At 68.2% G+C, this 17,970-nt stretch carries 17 protein-coding genes and 2 pseudogenes; 11 read left to right on the plus strand and 8 right to left on the minus strand.

The genetic code is table 11. The annotated features are described in order from the left end of the window. Positions 1-1,100 precede the first annotated feature (1,100 nt). Entirely contained in the window at positions 1,101-1,424 is a 324-nt protein-coding gene (locus tag ACWCQ1_RS47180) for a hypothetical protein (RefSeq protein ID WP_207929948.1), read from the minus strand. 47 nt (positions 1,425-1,471) lie between these two features. Here ACWCQ1_RS47180 and ACWCQ1_RS47185 point away from each other — a divergent pair, with 47 nt between their 5' ends. Further along, positions 1,472-2,167 (plus strand): TetR/AcrR family transcriptional regulator, encoded by a 696-nt coding sequence (locus tag ACWCQ1_RS47185; protein WP_451029499.1) that lies wholly within the window; start codon positions 1,472-1,474, stop codon positions 2,165-2,167. A gap of 298 nt (positions 2,168-2,465) precedes the next feature. Here ACWCQ1_RS47185 and ACWCQ1_RS47190 read toward each other — a convergent pair whose 3' ends face one another. The 4 genes from ACWCQ1_RS47190 to ACWCQ1_RS47205 form a co-directional block, all read right to left on the minus strand. After that, entirely contained in the window at positions 2,466-3,329 is an 864-nt protein-coding gene (locus ACWCQ1_RS47190) for a class I SAM-dependent methyltransferase (RefSeq protein WP_451029500.1), read from the minus strand. A 101-nt stretch (positions 3,330-3,430) separates the two neighbouring features. Then, positions 3,431-4,261, minus strand: a complete 831-nt coding sequence (locus tag ACWCQ1_RS47195; protein ID WP_451029501.1) for an oxidoreductase — start codon at positions 4,259-4,261, stop codon at positions 3,431-3,433. Positions 4,262-4,298: 37 nt separating this feature from the next. After that, entirely contained in the window at positions 4,299-5,174 is an 876-nt protein-coding gene (locus ACWCQ1_RS47200; RefSeq protein ID WP_451029502.1) for an NmrA family NAD(P)-binding protein, read from the minus strand. A gap of 148 nt (positions 5,175-5,322) precedes the next feature. Then, complete coding sequence (locus ACWCQ1_RS47205; RefSeq protein ID WP_451029503.1) at positions 5,323-6,753, minus strand: MFS transporter; 1,431 nt, start codon at positions 6,751-6,753, stop codon at positions 5,323-5,325. Between the two features lie 108 nt (positions 6,754-6,861). Between ACWCQ1_RS47205 and ACWCQ1_RS47210 the strand changes: the two genes are divergently transcribed. Next, on the plus strand, positions 6,862-7,518 hold the full coding sequence (locus ACWCQ1_RS47210) for a TetR/AcrR family transcriptional regulator (RefSeq protein ID WP_451029504.1): 657 nt from the start codon (positions 6,862-6,864) through the stop codon (positions 7,516-7,518). A gap of 233 nt (positions 7,519-7,751) precedes the next feature. Further along, the gene (locus ACWCQ1_RS47215) at positions 7,752-8,693 is read left to right on the plus strand and encodes a helix-turn-helix domain-containing protein (protein WP_451029505.1); all 942 of its coding nucleotides are present in this window, start codon (positions 7,752-7,754) and stop codon (positions 8,691-8,693) included. A gap of 61 nt (positions 8,694-8,754) precedes the next feature. Here the strand turns inward: ACWCQ1_RS47215 and ACWCQ1_RS47220 are convergent, their stop codons facing one another. Beyond that, positions 8,755-9,567: a maleylpyruvate isomerase N-terminal domain-containing protein gene (locus tag ACWCQ1_RS47220; RefSeq protein WP_451029506.1), complete on the minus strand. Its 813-nt coding sequence runs from the start codon at positions 9,565-9,567 to the stop codon at positions 8,755-8,757. Between the two features lie 430 nt (positions 9,568-9,997). On the opposite strand from ACWCQ1_RS47220, the gene ACWCQ1_RS47225 reads away from it, so the two are divergent. From ACWCQ1_RS47225 to ACWCQ1_RS47240, 4 genes are all read left to right on the plus strand, one after another. Further along, positions 9,998-10,822 carry an alpha/beta fold hydrolase gene (locus ACWCQ1_RS47225; RefSeq protein ID WP_451029507.1) on the plus strand — a complete coding sequence of 275 codons (825 nt, stop codon included), beginning with the start codon at positions 9,998-10,000 and terminating at the stop codon, positions 10,820-10,822. 45 nt (positions 10,823-10,867) lie between these two features. After that, positions 10,868-12,076 (plus strand): permease, encoded by a 1,209-nt coding sequence (locus ACWCQ1_RS47230; RefSeq protein WP_451029508.1) that lies wholly within the window; start codon positions 10,868-10,870, stop codon positions 12,074-12,076. A 378-nt stretch (positions 12,077-12,454) separates the two neighbouring features. After that, the gene (locus ACWCQ1_RS47235) at positions 12,455-13,261 is read left to right on the plus strand and encodes an SDR family oxidoreductase (protein ID WP_451029509.1); all 807 of its coding nucleotides are present in this window, start codon (positions 12,455-12,457) and stop codon (positions 13,259-13,261) included. A 239-nt stretch (positions 13,262-13,500) separates the two neighbouring features. Beyond that, positions 13,501-13,809 (plus strand): hypothetical protein, encoded by a 309-nt coding sequence (locus tag ACWCQ1_RS47240; RefSeq protein WP_451029510.1) that lies wholly within the window; start codon positions 13,501-13,503, stop codon positions 13,807-13,809. A 171-nt stretch (positions 13,810-13,980) separates the two neighbouring features. On the opposite strand, the pseudogene ACWCQ1_RS47245 reads toward ACWCQ1_RS47240, so the two are convergent. Continuing rightward, positions 13,981-14,442 (minus strand): annotated as a pseudogene (locus ACWCQ1_RS47245) (NAD-dependent DNA ligase LigA); the annotation flags it as partial. Positions 14,443-14,583: 141 nt separating this feature from the next. Between ACWCQ1_RS47245 and ACWCQ1_RS47250 the strand changes: the two are divergent. Genes ACWCQ1_RS47250 through ACWCQ1_RS47260 form a run of 3 tightly spaced genes read left to right on the plus strand, consistent with a single transcriptional unit; the run spans position 14,584 to position 17,127 of the window. Beyond that, positions 14,584-15,153 carry a GNAT family N-acetyltransferase gene (locus tag ACWCQ1_RS47250; RefSeq protein ID WP_451029511.1) on the plus strand — a complete coding sequence of 190 codons (570 nt, stop codon included), beginning with the start codon at positions 14,584-14,586 and terminating at the stop codon, positions 15,151-15,153. Beyond that, positions 15,150-15,563 carry a hypothetical protein gene (locus ACWCQ1_RS47255; protein ID WP_451029512.1) on the plus strand — a complete coding sequence of 138 codons (414 nt, stop codon included), beginning with the start codon at positions 15,150-15,152 and terminating at the stop codon, positions 15,561-15,563. The genes ACWCQ1_RS47250 and ACWCQ1_RS47255 overlap by 4 nt, the downstream gene beginning before the upstream one ends. 49 nt (positions 15,564-15,612) lie before the next feature. Beyond that, complete coding sequence (locus ACWCQ1_RS47260) at positions 15,613-17,127, plus strand: glycoside hydrolase family 43 protein (RefSeq protein ID WP_451029513.1); 1,515 nt, start codon at positions 15,613-15,615, stop codon at positions 17,125-17,127. A 46-nt stretch (positions 17,128-17,173) separates the two neighbouring features. On the opposite strand, the pseudogene ACWCQ1_RS47265 reads toward ACWCQ1_RS47260, so the two are convergent. Then, positions 17,174-17,641, minus strand: a pseudogene (locus ACWCQ1_RS47265) (RNA-guided endonuclease InsQ/TnpB family protein); the annotation flags it as partial. A gap of 44 nt (positions 17,642-17,685) precedes the next feature. Here ACWCQ1_RS47265 and ACWCQ1_RS47270 point away from each other — a divergent pair. Beyond that, a complete protein-coding gene (locus tag ACWCQ1_RS47270; protein WP_451029514.1) occupies positions 17,686-17,916 on the plus strand; it encodes a hypothetical protein in 231 nt (76 codons plus the stop codon). Positions 17,917-17,970: the final 54 nt, after the last annotated feature.

Raw genomic sequence — 17,970 nt, forward strand, 5'->3', positions numbered from 1 at the left:
CCCTGGCGGCGCATCGGCTTTCCCTGCCCTGCTCCGCAGGAGTCCGCTTCCTCCCCCGCCTGAAGGCGGGGGTATCCACGGAGGAATCCCGATGATCAGGCCCGACCGGAGCATGGCTGGTTCACGGCGACTGCCCCGGCGATGCCCGCCGCCTGCGACGACGTACGTGACCATGGCCGATGCGACGGCGAGTGCGATGAGCGCGCAGACCGCCCACCAACCGGGGTGGGTGCAGGCGCGGGTGCCGAGCCAGCCCCCGGCCCCCGTAGGGTCGGGTCATGCAGCCGGTGTTGAGGCGGCTGTGAATCTCCAGGCGCAGGGCGAAGATGCGGGCCCGTGGCGACCTGTCGGCACTGCACTGCCATGTCGATCAGCAGCAGTCCGGCGGCCCGAGCCGCGATCCCGGCTGCGCCGACGAGCGCGCCGGCCGTCAGCACGAGCGCGGCGAGCCCGGCCGCGTCACACCACAGTTCTTCACCCTCACCCTGGCGAGCTGGAGCGTCGCCATGCCCCAGCTGCGGCGCATGGTGCTGAGCCCCGGCTTCGGCATGGACCGGCTCCGGCAGGAGATCCCTCGCGCCGTGGCCGCGCTTCCCCTTAGGCGGTCCGTACGGCGGTGCCTGATTCCTTCAGGCGAACGGATGCCGGGCTATGCGCTCTCGGCGGGAGTGATGACGATCCGCATGAATGGCTCCATCGAAGTGGCGCAGGAGCGCGGCGTGCGTGGTGCCCGCACGTGCGGCGATGTCCCGCCTGGCCCGTGTGGTGGCGTAGTGACCCCGACGCCGAGCGGCGGCGTTGTCGCTCATGGTGCTTCCTCTGCCTACTCTCTGCATCGACGCCAACCGAAGGCTCGTAGCGCAGACCGGGAGTCTAGTGGTGTCGGAAAGCGACCAGGGCGGTGCGGTGCGATGTCGCTGCATACATCGAGTCCGGAGTGGATTCCTCAGGTGCATGGGCGCTCGTCGACCGACAGCCTGGGCGTCCCGAGGGGTGACACTTCCGCCACGGCGCGACCACGCCCTGGTGAGCCGGGCGACTCATCCTGGATGGCAGGGCGCGTGATTCGGCAGACCGTCCACTGGCCGCCTGAGGCAATGTCAGGTGATCGGGTTGTCTTTGAGCAGCGCGCCGCTTGCGTGGACGACGTCCAAGTGGCGCACCTCGGGCTCGCCGTCGGGGCGCGAGCCGCCGAAGGCCGCGTCCACAGCAGGGTGGATCCGCTCGTCGAACGCGCGGCCGCACTGTTCCTTGGACTCCCACACGTCGATGTAGCGCAGTCCGCCGTCCGGGCGGCGCACGCACAGGTGGAGCAGTGAACCGTCCAGCGGCTCGGGTCCCAGCAGGTCGATGATCCGCTGGTACAGCTCCTCGCCGATCGGAACGTCCTGGATGTAGGCGTAGACCACGGCAGCCTCCCGCAAGAATTGATCCGAATGGCATTCGGACGAATATTGGTAACGTACGGTCCATGAAAGATCAGGTCAAGGGCGGCAAACGTGGCTACCACGCACCACGCCGCGCCGAGCAGGCAGCCGTCACGCGCCGCGCTGTACTGGACGCCGCCCGCGAACTCTTCGTAGAGCAGGGCTATGCCGCGACTACGGTCGCCCAGATCGCCCGGCGGGCCGACGTGGCGGTGGACACTGTGTACGCCGCCGTCGGACGGAAGCCGGCCCTGCTGCGCGAACTGGTCGAGACCTCCCTGTCCGGCACGGACCACCCGGTCGAGGCCAGCCGGCGCGATTACGTCCTGCGCATCCGCGCCGCGCGTACCGCTGCCGAAAAGATCGAGATCTATGCCGCAGCGGTCACGGAACTCCAGCAGCGGCTTGCCCCCGTGTTCCTGGCTCTGCGGGACGCCGCGGCGACCGATGCCGAATGCTCCACCCTGTGGTCGCGGATCGCCGAACGCCGAGCTCGCAACATGCGGGACTTCGCCGCGGACTTGCGCGCCACCGGCGAGCTGCGCCCAGACCTCACCGACGACGAGGTCGCCGACACGGTGTGGAGCATGAACGCCCCGGAGTACTGGGTGCTGCTGGTCCACGACAGAGGATGGAGCCCCGAACAATTCGGCGCCCGGCTCCGCGACTCCTGGATCCGGATCCTCCTGCCCCCCAACCACTGGCCAAGCCCGGAACCGGAGCTGCCCATCGAACGGTGAACCGGCCCTGCGCGCCCGCCCGGCGTCCGCGCTACCCGACAGGCATGACGGACGAAGAACGTGCGGGCATCCGGCCACTGCTGCCGGTGCCGTGAATGCGCGGCGGGTGGCCGACCGGAGGCGTACTGCCATCGCACGAGGGTCTGTCCCTACCTGTGGTGTGAGTATTCGTCGATGGGGCAGCTGGCCCAAGGCCGCGGGCGATACGTGAATCCGTTGGTCCTTGAACCGTACGACGGCTCAAGGACCAACGGACGAAGGTGCGGTAGACACCCGTCCAGGTGCGGTCTGCGTAACGTCAGCGGAGACGGCAGGTCAGCTCGGTCGGAGCAAGGAGATCTTCCTCGATGTTCTGAAGCACCCTTTGCGATCTTGGTCGATGCATTTCGCTGCCCATGGCCACGCCGATCGGGGCCGGAGGAGTGTCCCCGCTCGCAGGGTTGTGCGGCGTGCTGGTCGGGTGGTGCGCGCCGCCCGCGTTACGAAGCAACTGGACGGCTTGCAAGCGGTGATCGTGCTCGTCGACGATCTCGAAACCGGCCTTGTGGAGCAGTGACCGATACTCCTCGGGGCGGGCCAGGAAGCTGTGTTCGGGCTCCGAGGCCCACGGCAGTGGGTAGCGGACGAGGGCGGGATCGCCGAGGAGCATGACCTCGTAGACGATGAAGAGGCCCTTGCTGGTCAGGACGCGGCTGATCTCGGTGAACAGGCGGGCTTTGTCCTCGATGTTCATGCCCACGTGCAGCATCCAGGCCCGGTCGAAGCTCGCCTGGGGAAAGGGCAGTTCGGTCACGTCACCTTGCTGCAACCGGGCCCGGCCCGTGAGGCCCACAAGGTCGGTGAGCCAGCGGGCGACGTCGAGGTACTCCTCGGTGAGGTCGACGCCGGTGACGTCGGCGCCCGCGTGCTGGACCAGGTGGCGGGCCGGACCGCCCAGGCCGCTCCCGACGTCAAGGACACGCAGGCCCGCTTTCAGCTCCAGGTGTTCAGTAAGCTCTCGCGTGGCCGCGTGGCCGCCGGTGTGGAACTCGTCCACGGCATGAAGGTCGTCGGTGGTGAGCGTGGTGTGTCCCGGGTAGAGGCGGTCGAGCTCTTCGTCGCTCTTCCGACGCAGGTCGCCTTGCCGGTAATGGCGTGCTACAGCGGACTGTGGTGCGGTCACGGTGACGGACGTCCTTCAGGTCATGGATGGTCCAGGCGCGATCGATGATTCTGCAGGGCATCGCACCGTGGTGCTGGAAAGGCCGATCCGGCGGTGTCGTCCTAGTCGTGATCTGTGGAGAGGGCGACCTGCCGCCAGGCGTCCATCTCCTTGCGGAAGGTGTCGAGCTTGGTGTCGAAGGCTTGCAGGGTGTCGGCTCCGAGCGGGAGGCGCAGGGGTGGTTCAGGGGCGTCCGTCATCTCGACGATGGCGCGCGCTGCTTTGACCGGGTCACCGGGCTGGGCGTGGTTCAGGCTCGCGGCGGCGGTACGCATGGCGCCCGCGGTGGGTGTGTAGTCGTCGATGGTGTCGGGGCCGGTGTGCAGGCTGGCGGGGTCGAGGAAGTCGGTGCGGAAGAAGCCCGGTTCGACGAGTGTCACGTGGATGCCCAGGGGTGCCAGTTCGGTGTGGAGGGTCTCGGTGAAGCCTTCGACGGCGAACTTCGTGGAGGCGTAGATGCCCCAGCCCGGCGCGGTGGCGAAGCCCACGATGGAGCTGATGTTGATCACGTGGCCGGAGCGCTGGCGCCGAAGTACCGGCAGCACGGCGCGTTGGACGGCGAGCGGGCCGAACACGTTGGTCTCGTACACCGCGCGGACCGCGGTGTCGTCGGACTCTTCGGCGGCGGCGAGCAGTCCGGTGCCCGCGTTGTTGACCAGGACGTCGATCCGCCCGAACCGCTCGACCGTCGCGTCGACAGCCGTCTGGATGCTCTGCGGGTCGGTGACGTCCAGCGGCACGGTGAGCAGCGCGTCGCTGGCGTCGGGAAGCTGCTGGCGGACGGTTTCGGCTTTCCTCGCAGTTGCGACCACCTGGTGGCCGGCGGCGAGGGCGGCACGGGTGATCTCCAGGCCGAAGCCCCGGGACGATCCGGTGGCGAACCAAACGCTCATTGTCTTCTCCAGTGTTCAGGCAGTGTTCAGGCAGTGGTCAGGCAGCGGTCAGGTCGAAGGCGGCCCGGTTGTGGGCGACGAAGGTCTCGACGTCGAGGGGATCGCTGCCGCCGATGGTCTTCACCAGGTCGTTGGTGCCGGCGAAGACGCCGTTGCGGTAGTCGACGGCCACGGCGAGCAGGTGCTGGATCAGGTGGTCCGGCGCGCCGCGCCCGCGCAGGATGGCGGCGAACTCGTCGAGTTCGATGGGCACATAGGTGACCTTCCGGTCCAGCGCCTTCGACATCTTCTCGGCGATCTCGTAGTGGTTGAGCTCCTCGGCTCCGTAGAGCGGGTAGATCTGGCCGGCGTGCGGGGCGGGGTCTTCGAGGATGGCGGCGATGACCTTGGCCTGGTCGCTTTCGGCGATGGGGGCGTGGCGTCCGTCGGCGAACGGCAGGCGCAGTTCGCCGGTCCCGTCGGCCCAGGTGTCGATCAGCCACTGGGCGAAGAAGGTCGGGCGGATGTGGGTGACCGGGACCGGTGCGTGGTCCAGGACGCGTTCGGCGACCCAGTGCTGGCGTGCCGCGTTGCTGGCGGTGTTGCGGCGGGCGGAGACCTGCGACATGTTCACGATCGCCTGGACCCCGTTCTCCTCCGCGGCCTGGGCCACGTTGACGGTGGCGTCCATGAGGCCGGGGCGGATCGGATAGGTGAAGTACAGGGCGTCGATGCCCTTCGTCGCCCGGGCCAGGGAGTCGAGGTCGAGGACGTCGCCTTCCACGACGTCTGCTCCGAGGGCGGCGAGCCGTTCGGCGCGTGCGTCGAGGGCGCGGACGAGTGCGCGGACGCGGTGGCCGCGCTGGAGCAGGAGTTCGGTGGTGTGGCGGCCGGTCTTGCCGGTGGCCCCGATCACGAGGAGGTTGCGTTCCATGATGGTGATCTCCGTTTTTGAGGGGGAGTTGGGGGAACTCCGGGTCAGTCCTGCTGGCGGGTGCCGCACGAGATGAGTGAGGCGGTGCGATACCTGCTCAGCAGGAGGCTCTGGTGTGCGGGCCCGACTCGAGTGCCGTGGCGGCTGGTCAGGATGTGTGGCGGGGGCGGAGGACGAGCAGCGCGGTGGTCGCGGCGATTCCTGCGCCGGCCTGAACCGACCAGGCGTGGCCGAACCCGGTGGCCGTGGCGTGGTGGGTGAGGGCGACGAGCAGGGCCACGCCCACGGCGCTGCCGATCTGACGGCTCATGTTGAGTACGGCGCTGCCGGTGGTGGCGCGTTCGGGGGCGAGGGTGCCGGCGGCGGCGAACAGCGGCGGCTGGGTCAGACCGCCTGCCAGGCCGACCAGGATCAGGCCCGGGAACATGGCGCCCCAGTAGTCGGGAGTGGTCTGCACGTTTGTGAGCCAGTAGCCGGCGGCGAGTGCCATGGCCAGCGTGCCGGTCACGGCGGGGACGGTGCGGCCGAAGCGGCTCTGGATGGGGCCCGCGTTCATTGCGAAGGCGATCGATGCAAGGGGGGCTGGGGCGAGGGAGACACCTGCGCGCAGCGGGCTGAAGTGCCAGACCTCCTGCAGGAACACAGCGGTGCTGAGCAGGACGATGGCGAAGCCGACGTAGAACAGGAACAGGGCGATGGCGGCGGCGGTGAACGCCCTGCCGGCGAACAGCTGCTTCTCGATCACCGGCGCCGTGGCGCGCAGGGTCCGCTCGACGGTGGCGGCAGCGGCCAGGACAGCAGCGGCGAACAGGGCCACGGTGCGGATGTCGGTCCAGCCCCATCCAGGCCCCTGGACGGTGGCGAGCACCAGCAGGCTCACGGCCAGCAGCAGTGCCAGGGCGGAAGCCGGGTCCGGCAGGGCGGCGCCCTTGGGCTGGCGCACCTCGGGCAGCAGCAGCGCGCCGGCGACGAGGGTGGCGATGCCGACGGGAACATTGATCAGGAAGATCCACCGCCAGTCGAGGGTGACGAGCAGTCCCCCGACCGGCGGGCCGGCCGAGGCCGCGATCGCGCCAACGCCGGCCCACAGGCCGACCACGAGGGTGTGCTGGCGCTTGGGGAAGCTGGGGTAGAGCAGGCCGAGCGAGGTGGGCACGATCATCGCCGCGCCGACGGCCTGGAAGGCGCGGGCAGCGACCAGCACCCCGAGACTCGGCGCGGCGGCCGCGACGGCGGAGGTGAGGGTGAACAGCGCCACCCCGGCCAGCAGCGTCCTCCTGCGTCCCCACTGGTCCGCGATCCGGCCGGCCGGCACGAGCACGGCCGCGAAAACGATCGCGTAGGCCGACAGGACCCACGACACGCTCGCGATACCTGCGCCCGGGAACGACCGTCCGATCCCGTCGAGGGCGACGTTGACGACGAAGAAGTCGAGCTGCGCCATGAAGGCGACGGCACCCAGCACCGCCATGATGCTCCAGCGGCGCGGGTGACCCGACTCGGTTGCGGCCAAAGCGGCCGACGCCGGGTCGAGGCGCCGTGTCGTCGCGACGGTCTGCGGTGCCGCCTGTGTGGACATCCCGTCCGCCTCCCAGAAAAAGTGGGCTTGCAGGCCCTTTTGGGCCTGCCTCCAGAGAACACCTCGCAGAATGGGCTGTCAAGCCCCTTTTGCGGTATGATGGCGAGCATGACCACCACCCGCCAAGCGCCGGCCCGGAAGCTGACCGCCAAGGGCCTGGCCACACGCGAACGCATCGTCAGGGCGGCCGCCGAGCTGATCTACGAACACGGCGCGCAGAACACCAACAACGAGCAGATCCGCGCGGCCGCAGGGGTCAGCGGCTCGCAGCTGACGCGCCACTTCCCGACCAAGGAGTCGCTGGTGGGCGCGGTGCTCGCCTGGCAGGCCGACAGTATCGTCGCCCGCCACCAGGCACCCGAGCTGGGCGAGCTGGACAGCTTCGCCGCCCTGCGCCGGTGGGCCGACAGGTACGTCGCCTCACAGGACATGGTGCGCGGCGGCTGCATCTTCGGCTCTCTGGCTGCCGAGGTCGTCAAGAGCGAGCCCGCCCACCGCGCCGCCGTCGCCGACGGCTTCGAGCGATGGCAGGAGCTGTTCGAGCGCGGCCTGGGGAAGATGCGCGAGCGCGGCGAACTGCGGCCGGAGGCCGACCCGGCCGCGCTCGCCCACCTGCTCACCGCCGCCTTCCAGGGCGGAGCACTGCTGGACCAGGCGGCCGGCGAGTCGACCCCCCTGCGTGACGCACTGGACGGGGCCCTGGCCTACATCGAATCGTTCGCCGTGCAGCGCGGACCCGACACGGTCTTGGCCACTGGCCGATGACTCCTGGCAGGTCCGAGCCGGTCCGCGATGACACCGTCTCCGGCGGTGCACATCCGCGATGCCTGCTCGTCCCAGGATCCTGAGCGGCCAGATCGCCCCCGAAAGTCGGGTGTCGGCCCGGCGGGACCTGGGTGCCGCAGTCAGTCACAACGACCGGTGAAGAGGCGCGAGTTCCGTGCCGCGCCTGGTCAGTACGGGTACGTTTCCAGCGTGGCGGTCGAAAGGTCGACGCAATGCCTTTCATTCTGAACACCGATGAGGTCGAAGAGCGTGATCGTGCCGAGTTCGTCCACGAGGCGCTCGGCGCGACGATGGTGCCGATCGAACTGCACTGGCCCGGGCATCGCCGGTCGGTGGCCGCGCATGGCGTCGTCACGGACCTGGGTGACCTGACCATCTGCTCGGGACGGACCACCGCCCTGCGGGTGGAACGCACCGCCGCCTTGGCCCGTGACTCGATGGAACCGAGCATTTTCATCAATGTGCAGCTCTCCGGGTCGAGCATGGTTGTCCAACACGACCGGGAAGCGGTGCTCGGGCCCGGCGAACTGGTCATGTACGACTCCACATCCCCCTACACACTGCTGAACGACAGCGGCATGACCGGCAACTTCTTCCGTGTGCCGCATTCGGCGCTGGCGATGCCGCACGACATGATCCGCGCGGCGTGCGCGGTCAAGCTGGGTCCGGGGCACCCGGTGGTCTCACTGACCCACGACTATTTGCGCCGACTGGCCGCCGATCCCGCCCTGACTACTGCGGTGAACGCCGACCTCGTCGGTCAGCCGAGCATCGAACTCATCCGCGCCGTGATCGCGATCCATCTGCGGGCCGACGAGTTGGCCGCCGAGCCCATGGCCGCCACCTTGCAGATGCGCATCCTTGAATACGCCCGTCGGCACCTCCACGACCCCGGCCTGTCTGCTGAGCAGATCGCAGCCGCGCACCACATCTCGGTGCGCTACCTGTACAAGGTGCTTGCCAGAAGCGACATCAGTCTCGCGGGCTGGATCCGCACCCGCCGCCTCGAAGCGTGCAGGCAGGCCCTCGCTGACGACGACGCCGTAGCCATCGGTGCTGTCGCACGACGCCACGGTTTCTCCGATCTGTCCAGTTTCAGCCGGGCTTTCCGAGCCGCATACGGCATGTCCCCCAGCGAATGGCAAAAGCGCTGAACGGACCGTCAGTGGACCAACGGGCCGTCGTGGGCGACACCTCAAAGGCAGAGCCAGGGCTTCAGATCAGGTTCAGCTTGTCGAGGAAAGCGGCGGCGGCGGAGGTATCGCCGATCACTTCGGTCCCCTCACGCCAGGGGATACGGGTGGTCGACCAGGCGAGGAAATCGAGCGTGGACGAAGTCACCTGAGCCACCGGGGCCGGTGCGATGGCGGGGTCCTCGACGAGGATCGTGTCCCCGACGCGGTGAAGGACGACATGGGTCGACGCCGGGCCCGTCAGAACCAGTGCCAACGGCGCGAGGAGCGAGCGGTGCAGGTCGGGCTGCATCTTCGGAATGCCGCCCAGCAGCCAGTGGACGGAGGGCTCCATTCGGTCCTCATCCATGGGCGGCACATCGGCGTCCAGCGGCCCGCGGGGACCGAGCAGGTCGAAGCGCAGATGGGTCGCGAAATCGAAGGAGAACATGTCCGGTATGGCGTGCAGCTCATAGACGCCGAGGTCGAGCAACTGTGCGGTGGACGATGCCAGCGGCTCGTCCTGGAGGCTGTCGAACACGGGGAAGGCAAGCTCCGACTGGACTCGAAGGAAGTCGACGGTCGCATCGGGCGTCTGCTCCCTGGCGGCTCCGACCAGCACCTCGTTGAGCTGCTCGATCCCGAGCGGCGGATCCGGATACCGCAACGTCCCCTGCACGGCGGACACCAGCAGCGAGATGAGCTGTCCAGCGTGCGAGAACACGTCCTTGACTCGCCAGCCCTCTGCACCGCTGGGCTGGTTCCAGTCGACGTCGTCGAGAGTGCCGGCCACGAGAAGCAGATCTTGCGTCGCCAGGCGAAAGCCCTTCATACCCGCAACAGTCATGAGGGTCATCACTCCTTGGTGAGGCCAGAGCGCAGCGCGCACCAGCAGGGAATGTCGATCTGTGGCGGTTCATCGACCTATGGGCTGCCGTCTCGCCTACCCCGCGCGCCTTGCGTGGGCGGCTGCGAGGTCGGCACATCCGGGTGAAGGCACAACACCGTGTGCCCGGCCGGGTATGCGAGGCCGACGGTCGCTGTGGTGTCACATGCTAGGTGCCGGCCCGCGCAGCGCACTGTGCGAGAAGTGAACCCTGCTGTGCGTGCCGTGCACAGCAGGGGGCGCCAGCTCCCGCCGCGCCGCACGGGACTGACAAGGTGTTCGAAAGTGCTTGTCACGGTGAACGGCAACGTGGCGAGCCGCACGAGCGCACTCAAAGACCGATCAGATCGACGGCGTCTGTCATGTTGTCATCGCTGCGAACGGACAGGGAGAAGCGAGCATGCCCTCCATCACCACCTCCGACGGCCTCGACATCCACTACAAGGACTGGGGCTCCGGCCGGCCCATCGTGTTCTGCCACGGCTGGCCGCTCTCGTCGGACGACTGGGACCCCCAACTGCTGTTCTTCCTCAACGAGGGCTTTCGGGTGGTCGCCGCCGACCGCCGCGGCCACGGCCGCTCCACCCAGACCGACAGCGGTCACGACATGGACCACTACGCAGACGATCTGGCCGCGGTGGTCGACCATCTCGACCTGCGCGACGCCGTGTTCGTCGGCCACTCCACCGGCGGTGGTGAGGTGGCTCACTACCTCGCCCGACACGGCCAGGACCGGGCTGCCAAGGCCGCGCTGATCGGAGCAGTTCCTCCGCTGATGGTCCAGACCGACGCCAACCCCGGCGGGTTGCCCAAGTCGGTCTTCGACGACCTGCAAGCGCAGCTCGCGGCGAACCGCTCAGTCTTCTACCGCGCGCTGGCGGCCGGCCCGTTCTACGGGTTCAACCGTCCGGGCCGCGAGTTCGACGAGGCGATCGTCGACAACTGGTGGCGCCAGGGCATGATGGGCGGCGCCAAGGCCCACTATGACGGCATCGTGGCCTTCTCTCAGACGGACTTCACCGACGATCTCACGAAGATCACGGTGCCCGTCCTCGTCATGCACGGCGACGACGACCAGATCGTGCCCATCGATGACTCGGCGCACCTGTCGTCCAAGTTGCTGCCCAACGGGATTCTCAAGGTTTATCCGGGCTTCCCGCACGGCATGCCGACCACCGAGGCATCAACGATCAACGCGGATCTGCTGGAGTTCATCCGCTCCTGACCTCCGTAATGACGTGCCCGCAGTAACGGGAGGGACGGTTCACGGATGCACGCGCTACTGCATGCGCTGTCGATCGCAGGCTCAATGACCTGGGACATCACCTGGGCCCTGATCCTGGGGTTCGCGCTGTCCGCTGTCGTCCAGGCCGTGGTGCGCAAGGGCACCGTCGTCTCCCTGCTCGGCGACGACCAGCCCCGGACCCTCGTCCTCGCCGCGGCCCTGGGCGCGGCGTCCTCGTCCTGTTCGTACGCCGCAGTGGCACTGGCCCGCTCGCTGTTCCGCAAGGGCGCGAACTTCACCGCCGCCATGGCCTTCGAGATCGCGTCCACCAACCTCGTCGTCGAACTCGGCGTGGTCCTCGCGCTGCTGATGGGCTGGCAGTTCACCGCCGCGGAGTTCATCGGCGGACCCGTCATGATCATCGTTCTGGCGGTCCTCTTCCGGCTGTTCCTCCGCGAGCGTCTCCTGCGTCAGGCGCGCGAACAGGCCGAAAGAGGACTCGCCGGATCCATGGAGGGACATGCTGCGATGGACATGTCCAGCCAGCGCGAAGGCTCCTTCGCCGGCCGGTTGTTCTCCCGTGAGGGATTCACCTCCACCAGCCACGTCTTCGCCATGGAGTGGGCGGCGATCCTGCGTGACGTGGTCGTCGGCCTGCTCATCGCCGGCGCCATCGCCGCCTGGGTGCCGGACTCCTTCTGGCGCACATTCTTCTTCGACGGGCACCCCCTGGAGGCCAAACTGTGGGGGCCTGTGATCGGGCCCCTCGTGGCAGTCGCCTCGTTCGTGTGCTCCATCGGCAATGTGCCGTTGGCAGTGGTGCTGTGGAAGGGAGGCATCAGCTTCGGCGGCGTCGTGGCGTTCATCTTCGCCGACCTGCTGATCCTGCCGATCATCAACATCTACCGTAAGTACTACGGCGCCAGGACGGCGGCATTTATCTTCGCCACCTTCTACTTCGCGATGGTCGTCGCCGGTTATGTCGTGGAACTCGTCTTCGCGGGCCTCAGTCTGATTCCCCGTCAGGACGACGCGAAGCTACCCGCGGAAGGCATCAGCTGGAATTACACCACCTGGCTCAACATCGCCTTCCTCCTCCTCGCCGCCGTGCTCCTCGCGCGCTTCTGGCACACCGGTGGACGGACCATGCTCCGCATGATGGGTGGTCCTCCCGAGACCGAACGTCACAGTGGCGTCCACCATCAGCACGGCACCAAGCCGCGGGGGGCGTCGGAGACCACGACCGAGGCGTAGGTCCGGTACAGGCTGGGACCGCGGCACCCGAAGCGTCGTGGCCTCCAGTCCGTGCCCGCATGGTGCAAGCAGCCATCTTTGATGGGACCAGCATCCGTACTGGCCGAGTCGTCGCGGTGGCAGGGCGCTTGCCCGGCGGCGGTGCGCGGCCCCCGCGGTCGCCGCGCACCCACTGCAACCCGTCCGCATTTCGGCGGCCCGGATCATGCTCTGCACCCGCTGCAGGTGTTTGGCGAAGCCGGACAAGCAGGCAGCCGGTGCCCCTCCTGATCTCGTTGTCCGCTTGCGTGACCGCCGTACATACAGCAAACCGGCAAATCGACCAAGACGTCGCCCTCCGAATTGCCCGATCAATTACACGCTGCAGGAGTTGAACCCATGAGTGCAAAGACCTGGCTGATTACCGGTGCGTCATCCGGATTCGGTCGTCAGCTCGCCGAGACCGTGGCTCATCGCGGTGACCATGTCATTGCCACCGGTCGTCGGAGCGACGCTCTCAACGAGCTGGCTGAACAAAACTCCCGGATCGGCACCGTGACCGCCGACGTGACGACCCCCGAGGGCATCGCAGCAATTGTTGCCGCGGTCGAGACCGCTGGAGGCGTCGACGTGCTGGTCAACAATGCCGGCTACGGTGTCTTCGGCGCCGTCGAGCAGATTTCTGAGGACACCGCTCGCGCGGTATTCGAGACGCACGTCTTCGGCCCGCTGGCTATCATCCGCGCTGTCCTGCCCTCCTTGCGATCCCGCCGAGGTCGCATCATCAACCTTTCCTCGGAGCTGGGTGCGTACGCCTGGCCCGGATCGGGACTCTACTCCGCGAGCAAGGGCGCCCTTGAACTTATTTCCGAGGCTCTGGCCCTGGAGCTCGCTCCGACAGGCGTCACGTCTACAGCCATCCAGCCCGGTACCTACGGTACGGGGTTCATCTCCAACGCCGTAGTGGAGGCTCCCAGCGAGGTCTATGCTCCCTCCGTCGGCACTCAGTTGGCGAAAATTGGCCAGCTCGGACCGGATGCCGTCGGGGACCCGCAGGATGTCGTGGAGGCCATCCTGTTTGCTGCGGATGCGGCAAATCCGCCCGTACGACTCGCTGTGGGGGTAGAGGCGTTGACGACCATCCGTGAGTCCCTCCAGAAGCAACTGCGGGAGCTCGATGCCGTTGCGGGGGTCACGGAATCTTGAAGCCGTCCTCAACCTGATCATTCAGGCGCGGCGAGCTCCTCGTGATACGCGGTTCGTGTGGACGCCATGGTCCGTCAGGAGCGGCCGGGCGCCTCAGAGCCACGATCGCAAGAGCCGGGCGCGTAGCGCGAGCCGGTCGAGGGGCGCGGCGTATGCCGCCGCCAACGCCGGCACCCGCCACGAGCACAGCAGCGGACCGTCCAACAAGAGCTGCTGCACCAGATCTGTAGGTCTACTCGGTGACAGGCATCGCCGTCCCGATCTTCGGTGTCGGCACCGCCGAGATGATGGTTGTGATGGGCGGCGCCTGGCTCATCGCCTCCATGGCACTGACAGGCGTTGCCGCAATCCTGCTGGGCATCGCGGTGCTCGGCATCCAGGACGACGTGGCCATCCAGCTCGACAAGCCCGAACAGGCGTTGCTCTCCGCACAGTCACTGATCGTCCGGCTGCCTCGCCTGTCGATGATCACCGGCCTGATCGCCCTCACCTGGCTGATCGTGGTGGTCCTGATGATCGTCCGCCCCGGCTCGACGACCGGCGCATAACAACTCAGCTACCGCAGTGACTCCCGGCCCCCTGCCGGTGACGTTTGACGTGGTCGTGCTGTTCAACAGCGTGCGGATGTGCGAACCAGGGCGAAGAGAACCAGGCCCGCAGGAGCGCGGAACCTTCCATGTGGGGGAGCCCGGTCTCGGACAATGGACAGGGCCAAACCCTGTCCATAACGTGTGCGAGAGGTCTTCCCCGGCCGTCCCGTCCGCGCGGGTGATCAGCTGTCTCAGGCGGCCGCCCGTGTAGCGGGCGGCGACCGCGAGACCGTCCAGCTTCGGCTCCACACTGAACCGCTCGACCTCGTGTCCGATCCTCCGGGCGAGGGAGGCGGTTCAGGCCGTGAACTCCTCCGGTGAGAACACGTTGTCCAAGCTCAGCATGGCCACCGTGTGCGGGACATCGCCTTCCACCGCGCTGCCGGCGACTTTCCCCGTCGGCGAGTCCGGCAGCACCTGGTCGGGATGGTCCGCCTCCCACGCGGCGATGCCGCGTACCAGCCGGTCATAGGCGTCGTCGTCCAGCACGGACGTGCCGCCCGTGTAGCTGGCGGCGGACGCCTTCACCGCGTCCTCGACCGCCTGCGCGTAGGCGGCGGAATCCGTGATGACAGCTGCTGGTGTTGTCATGCCCGTCATCCTGCACGCCGGCACTGACAATGCCCGATGCCGCGCACGGGAGGACGGCCCACCGCCCTCCTGCTCGCTCACGGTGGCTTGATCGGTCCGCGAGTCTTGATCACTGCTGAGCCTGCTGATTGGCTGGCCGGTATGACCGACCTCGGACCCGTCGCCTGGCCACCTGCCCCGATCAGGACCGAAAGGCTCGTGCTACGTGAGCCGGAGGCCCGGGATCGTGCGGCCTTCATCGAGGTGCTCGCCTCGCCACAGGTGCACACCTACCTCGGCGGCCCCCGCCCGCGTGACGAGCTTGAGCGCGAGATGCCCGAGGTGCCCGAGCGGTGGCCCGGGAGCTTTGTCGTTGATCTCGAGGGGTCGATGATCGGCCAGATTCTGCTCAGGAGAGCACCGGAGCACCAGCCCCCGGCTGCCGAGGGCAGGGTTGATCTCGGCTACTTGTTCCTGCCACGAGCCTGGGGATTCGGGTACGCCGCCGAGGCGTGTGCCGCGGCACTCGACTGGTTCGACGGCGTCCTCCCCGGCGAGCCGGTCGTGCTCACCACCCAGACCGCCAACGCCGCCTCGATGCGGCTCGCGGCGAAGCTGAGGTTCACAGAAGTAGAGCGGTTCCACGCCTGGAACGCCGAGCAGTGGCTCGGCATGCGGCCCTCGGCCACGCCTGGTGGAACCTCCACAACGGCGCCGACTGCAGCCCCGTGACCACGGTGGAGGGCGCCGGCGAATACGACGACGGAGGAATCCTCTCCAGCGGAGCCTCCTGCGAGCCGCCGCTGAACACGCCCTTCCCGCCCTACTACGGCGTCCAGATGATCACCTGGCTGGGCGCACCGGGCGACCGGCTGGTCCGGGCCGCCAGTTCGACATCGTCGGTGTCCGCGCATGCCGCGCGTCGGGCGAACGGTGACATGAACGTCCTGCTCATCAACAAGGACCCGGCCAACGACGAACCGGTCACCTACGGCGGGTTCACCACCTCGTCGGCCACGCCGACGGTGTACTCGTACCGCAAGAACGCCACGTCGATCGGCTCCGCCACCACCGGCAGCGCCACCCGGCAGACCGTGCCGGCCTACTCGATCGTGGTCCTGCAACTCCGCCCGGCCCGCTGAACCGGCGGTCGGTGAAAGGCCCGTGAACCAGTGAAAGGACTCGATCAGGGTGTCGAGCTTGCCCGAGACGGGCACCACCACCTTCAACAACCCCGTGATCCCCGGCTTTCACCCCGATCCGAGCATCTGCCGGGTCGGTGAGGACTACTACCTCGCGTGCTCCAGCTTCGAGTACTTCCCCGGCGTGCCCGTCTTCCACAGCCGGGACCTGGTGCACTGGACGCAGATCGGCAACGCGCTGGACCGTCCCAGTCAGCTGCGCCTGCCGCTGGACTCGCCCTCCTCGGGAGGGATTTACGCACCCACCCTGCGCCACCACGACGGCCGGTTCTGGCTGATCGTCACGAACGTCAGCAGTGACGGCAACATGCTGTTCACGGCCACCGATCCGGCGGGCCCCTGGTCCGACCCGGTTCCGCTGCCCGGAGTCGCGGGCATCGATCCGGACCTCGCCTGGGACGAGCACGGCAACTGCTGGTGCACCGTGGCCGGTGTGGGACAGGTCCGCCTCGACCCGTACACCGGGGAGACCTTCGGCCCCCACCGCAAGGTGTGGTCCGGTTCGCCCGGCGCCAAGGCGCCGGAGGCCCCACACCTCTACCACATCGGCGACTACTGGTACCTCATGATCGCCGAGGGCGGTACCGAGCGCTGCCACGGCGTGTCTATCGCCCGTGGCCGCACGCCCGAGGGCCCGTTCGAACCCTGCCCGGCCAACCCGATCCTCACCCACCGCGGCACCGATGACCCCATCCAGAACACCGGCCACGCGGATCTCGTCCAGGGGCCCGATGGTTCTTGGTGGATGGTGCTGCTCGGGGTGCGGCCGGGCGGCGGCACCCCCGGCTGGCACGTCCTGGGCCGGGAGACGTTCCTGGTGCCGGTCGAGTGGGCGGACGGCTGGCCGGTCGTCGGCGAGTTGTCTCTCGAGGCCTCCACACCCCCATGGCCGCTCCAACCGGGCCCCGGCACGCCCCTCCAGGACGACTTCGACCGGGGCGAACTCGCCCCGCACTGGGTCTCGCTGCGCCATCGACCCGCTGAGGACTGCACCACCAAGGAACGGCCCGACTGGCTCACCCTGCGCGCCCGCGGCGCCTCCCTGGGCGACACCGATGTGACGTTCGTCGGCCGCCGGCAGCAGCACGCCTCCTGCCGGGTGCGCGCGCTGGTCGATGTGGCGGACGGGCGTGGCGGTTTGGCCGTTCGCCTCGACGAGCAGCACCACTACGACATCGAGGCCACCTCGGGCGAGGTTCGGGTGCGTGCCCGTATCGGCCCCCTGAGTACCGTGGTGGCGTCCCGGCCGGTACCGCCCGGACCCGTCGTCCTGCGCGTCGACGTGGCCGCCATCGAGACAGTGAACGACGCACGCACCGGTCCCGATACCGTCACCCTGGGCATCGAGGAACCGGACGGCTCCTTCGTCGCACTCACGTCGCTCGACGGGAAGTACCTGTCCACGGAGGTCGCGGGCGGTTTCACCGGCCGGGTCCTCGGGATGTTCGCATCAGCGGGTTCCGTTCACTTCGACTGGTTCGACTACGAGCCGCTTGATCGCTGATCGAATAGTCGTGACTCCTCCCGCGGCTGAAGCCGGGGGCTTCTCGCTATGCCTGGTTGGCGTCGCGATGGACCAGCCCGGCCCGTAGAACGTTGATCGCACCCACCGTGTCCGCGTGCGCGCGGTGGCCGCACGAGACGCAGTGGAACTTTTCCTGGGTGGGCCGGTTCTCCTTGGCCGTGTGCCCGCATTCGGGGCACTGTCGGGAGGTGTTGCGGGGGTCCACGGCCATCACTTCCCGTCCGGCGCATTCTGCCTTGGCGGTGAGGATCTGGAGGAACACCCCCCATCCGGCATCGGCGATCGAGCGGTTGAGCCCGGCCTTCGCGCCGGCCCCGTTGGGCAGGAAGCTGCCCGGTTGTTCGGGATCGGGCTTGGGTGCGGGGGCCTTGCTCATGTTGCGGATCTTGAGGTCTTCGTGCGCGATGAAGTCATGCTCACGCACCAGGCTCACGGCGGTCTTGTGCGCGTGGTCCAGGCGCTGACGGCGGACCTTGCGGTGCAGCCGGGCCACCCCCTCTATTCGCCGTCAACCGCAGCCGACAGATGATTCCGCCGGTGTCGCGGGTGTCGGCACAGGACATCCGCCCGAGCCAGGAACACGCGGGCCTGTTGGAGGGCGCGGCCACGGTGATGGCGGAGATCGGCGCCAGTCGGCTCGGCACCGAGCACTTGCTGTTGGCGGCGCTCAAGTACCGCCCGGGCAAGGGCGCCTGGGCCACTTTCGGCCTTTCGTGCGCACCGGTACGCAAGAGCCTGGACGCGCTGCGCAAGAACACGTCCGTGTGACGTCGTCAGGTGGATCAGCGCCAGCGAAATCGCCGGCGAACAATGCGGTCCTTC

The organism is Streptomyces sp. NPDC002144, assembly GCF_053593695.1.

Excerpts from the sequence above, each read along its gene's own strand:
- ACWCQ1_RS47185 (WP_451029499.1), top strand. The coding sequence starts at position 1,472 with ATGAAAGATCAGGTCAAGGGCGGCAAACGTGGCTACCACGCACCACGC.
- ACWCQ1_RS47195 (WP_451029501.1), bottom strand. The coding sequence starts at position 4,261 with ATGAGCGTTTGGTTCGCCACCGGATCGTCCCGGGGCTTCGGCCTGGAG.
- ACWCQ1_RS47200 (WP_451029502.1), bottom strand. The coding sequence starts at position 5,174 with ATGGAACGCAACCTCCTCGTGATCGGGGCCACCGGCAAGACCGGCCGC.
- ACWCQ1_RS47205 (WP_451029503.1), bottom strand. The coding sequence starts at position 6,753 with ATGTCCACACAGGCGGCACCGCAGACCGTCGCGACGACACGGCGCCTC.
- ACWCQ1_RS47210 (WP_451029504.1), top strand. The coding sequence starts at position 6,862 with ATGACCACCACCCGCCAAGCGCCGGCCCGGAAGCTGACCGCCAAGGGC.
- ACWCQ1_RS47215 (WP_451029505.1), top strand. The coding sequence starts at position 7,752 with ATGCCTTTCATTCTGAACACCGATGAGGTCGAAGAGCGTGATCGTGCC.
- ACWCQ1_RS47220 (WP_451029506.1), bottom strand. The coding sequence starts at position 9,567 with ATGACCCTCATGACTGTTGCGGGTATGAAGGGCTTTCGCCTGGCGACG.
- ACWCQ1_RS47225 (WP_451029507.1), top strand. The coding sequence starts at position 9,998 with ATGCCCTCCATCACCACCTCCGACGGCCTCGACATCCACTACAAGGAC.
- ACWCQ1_RS47230 (WP_451029508.1), top strand. The coding sequence starts at position 10,868 with ATGCACGCGCTACTGCATGCGCTGTCGATCGCAGGCTCAATGACCTGG.
- ACWCQ1_RS47235 (WP_451029509.1), top strand. The coding sequence starts at position 12,455 with ATGAGTGCAAAGACCTGGCTGATTACCGGTGCGTCATCCGGATTCGGT.
- ACWCQ1_RS47250 (WP_451029511.1), top strand. The coding sequence starts at position 14,584 with ATGACCGACCTCGGACCCGTCGCCTGGCCACCTGCCCCGATCAGGACC.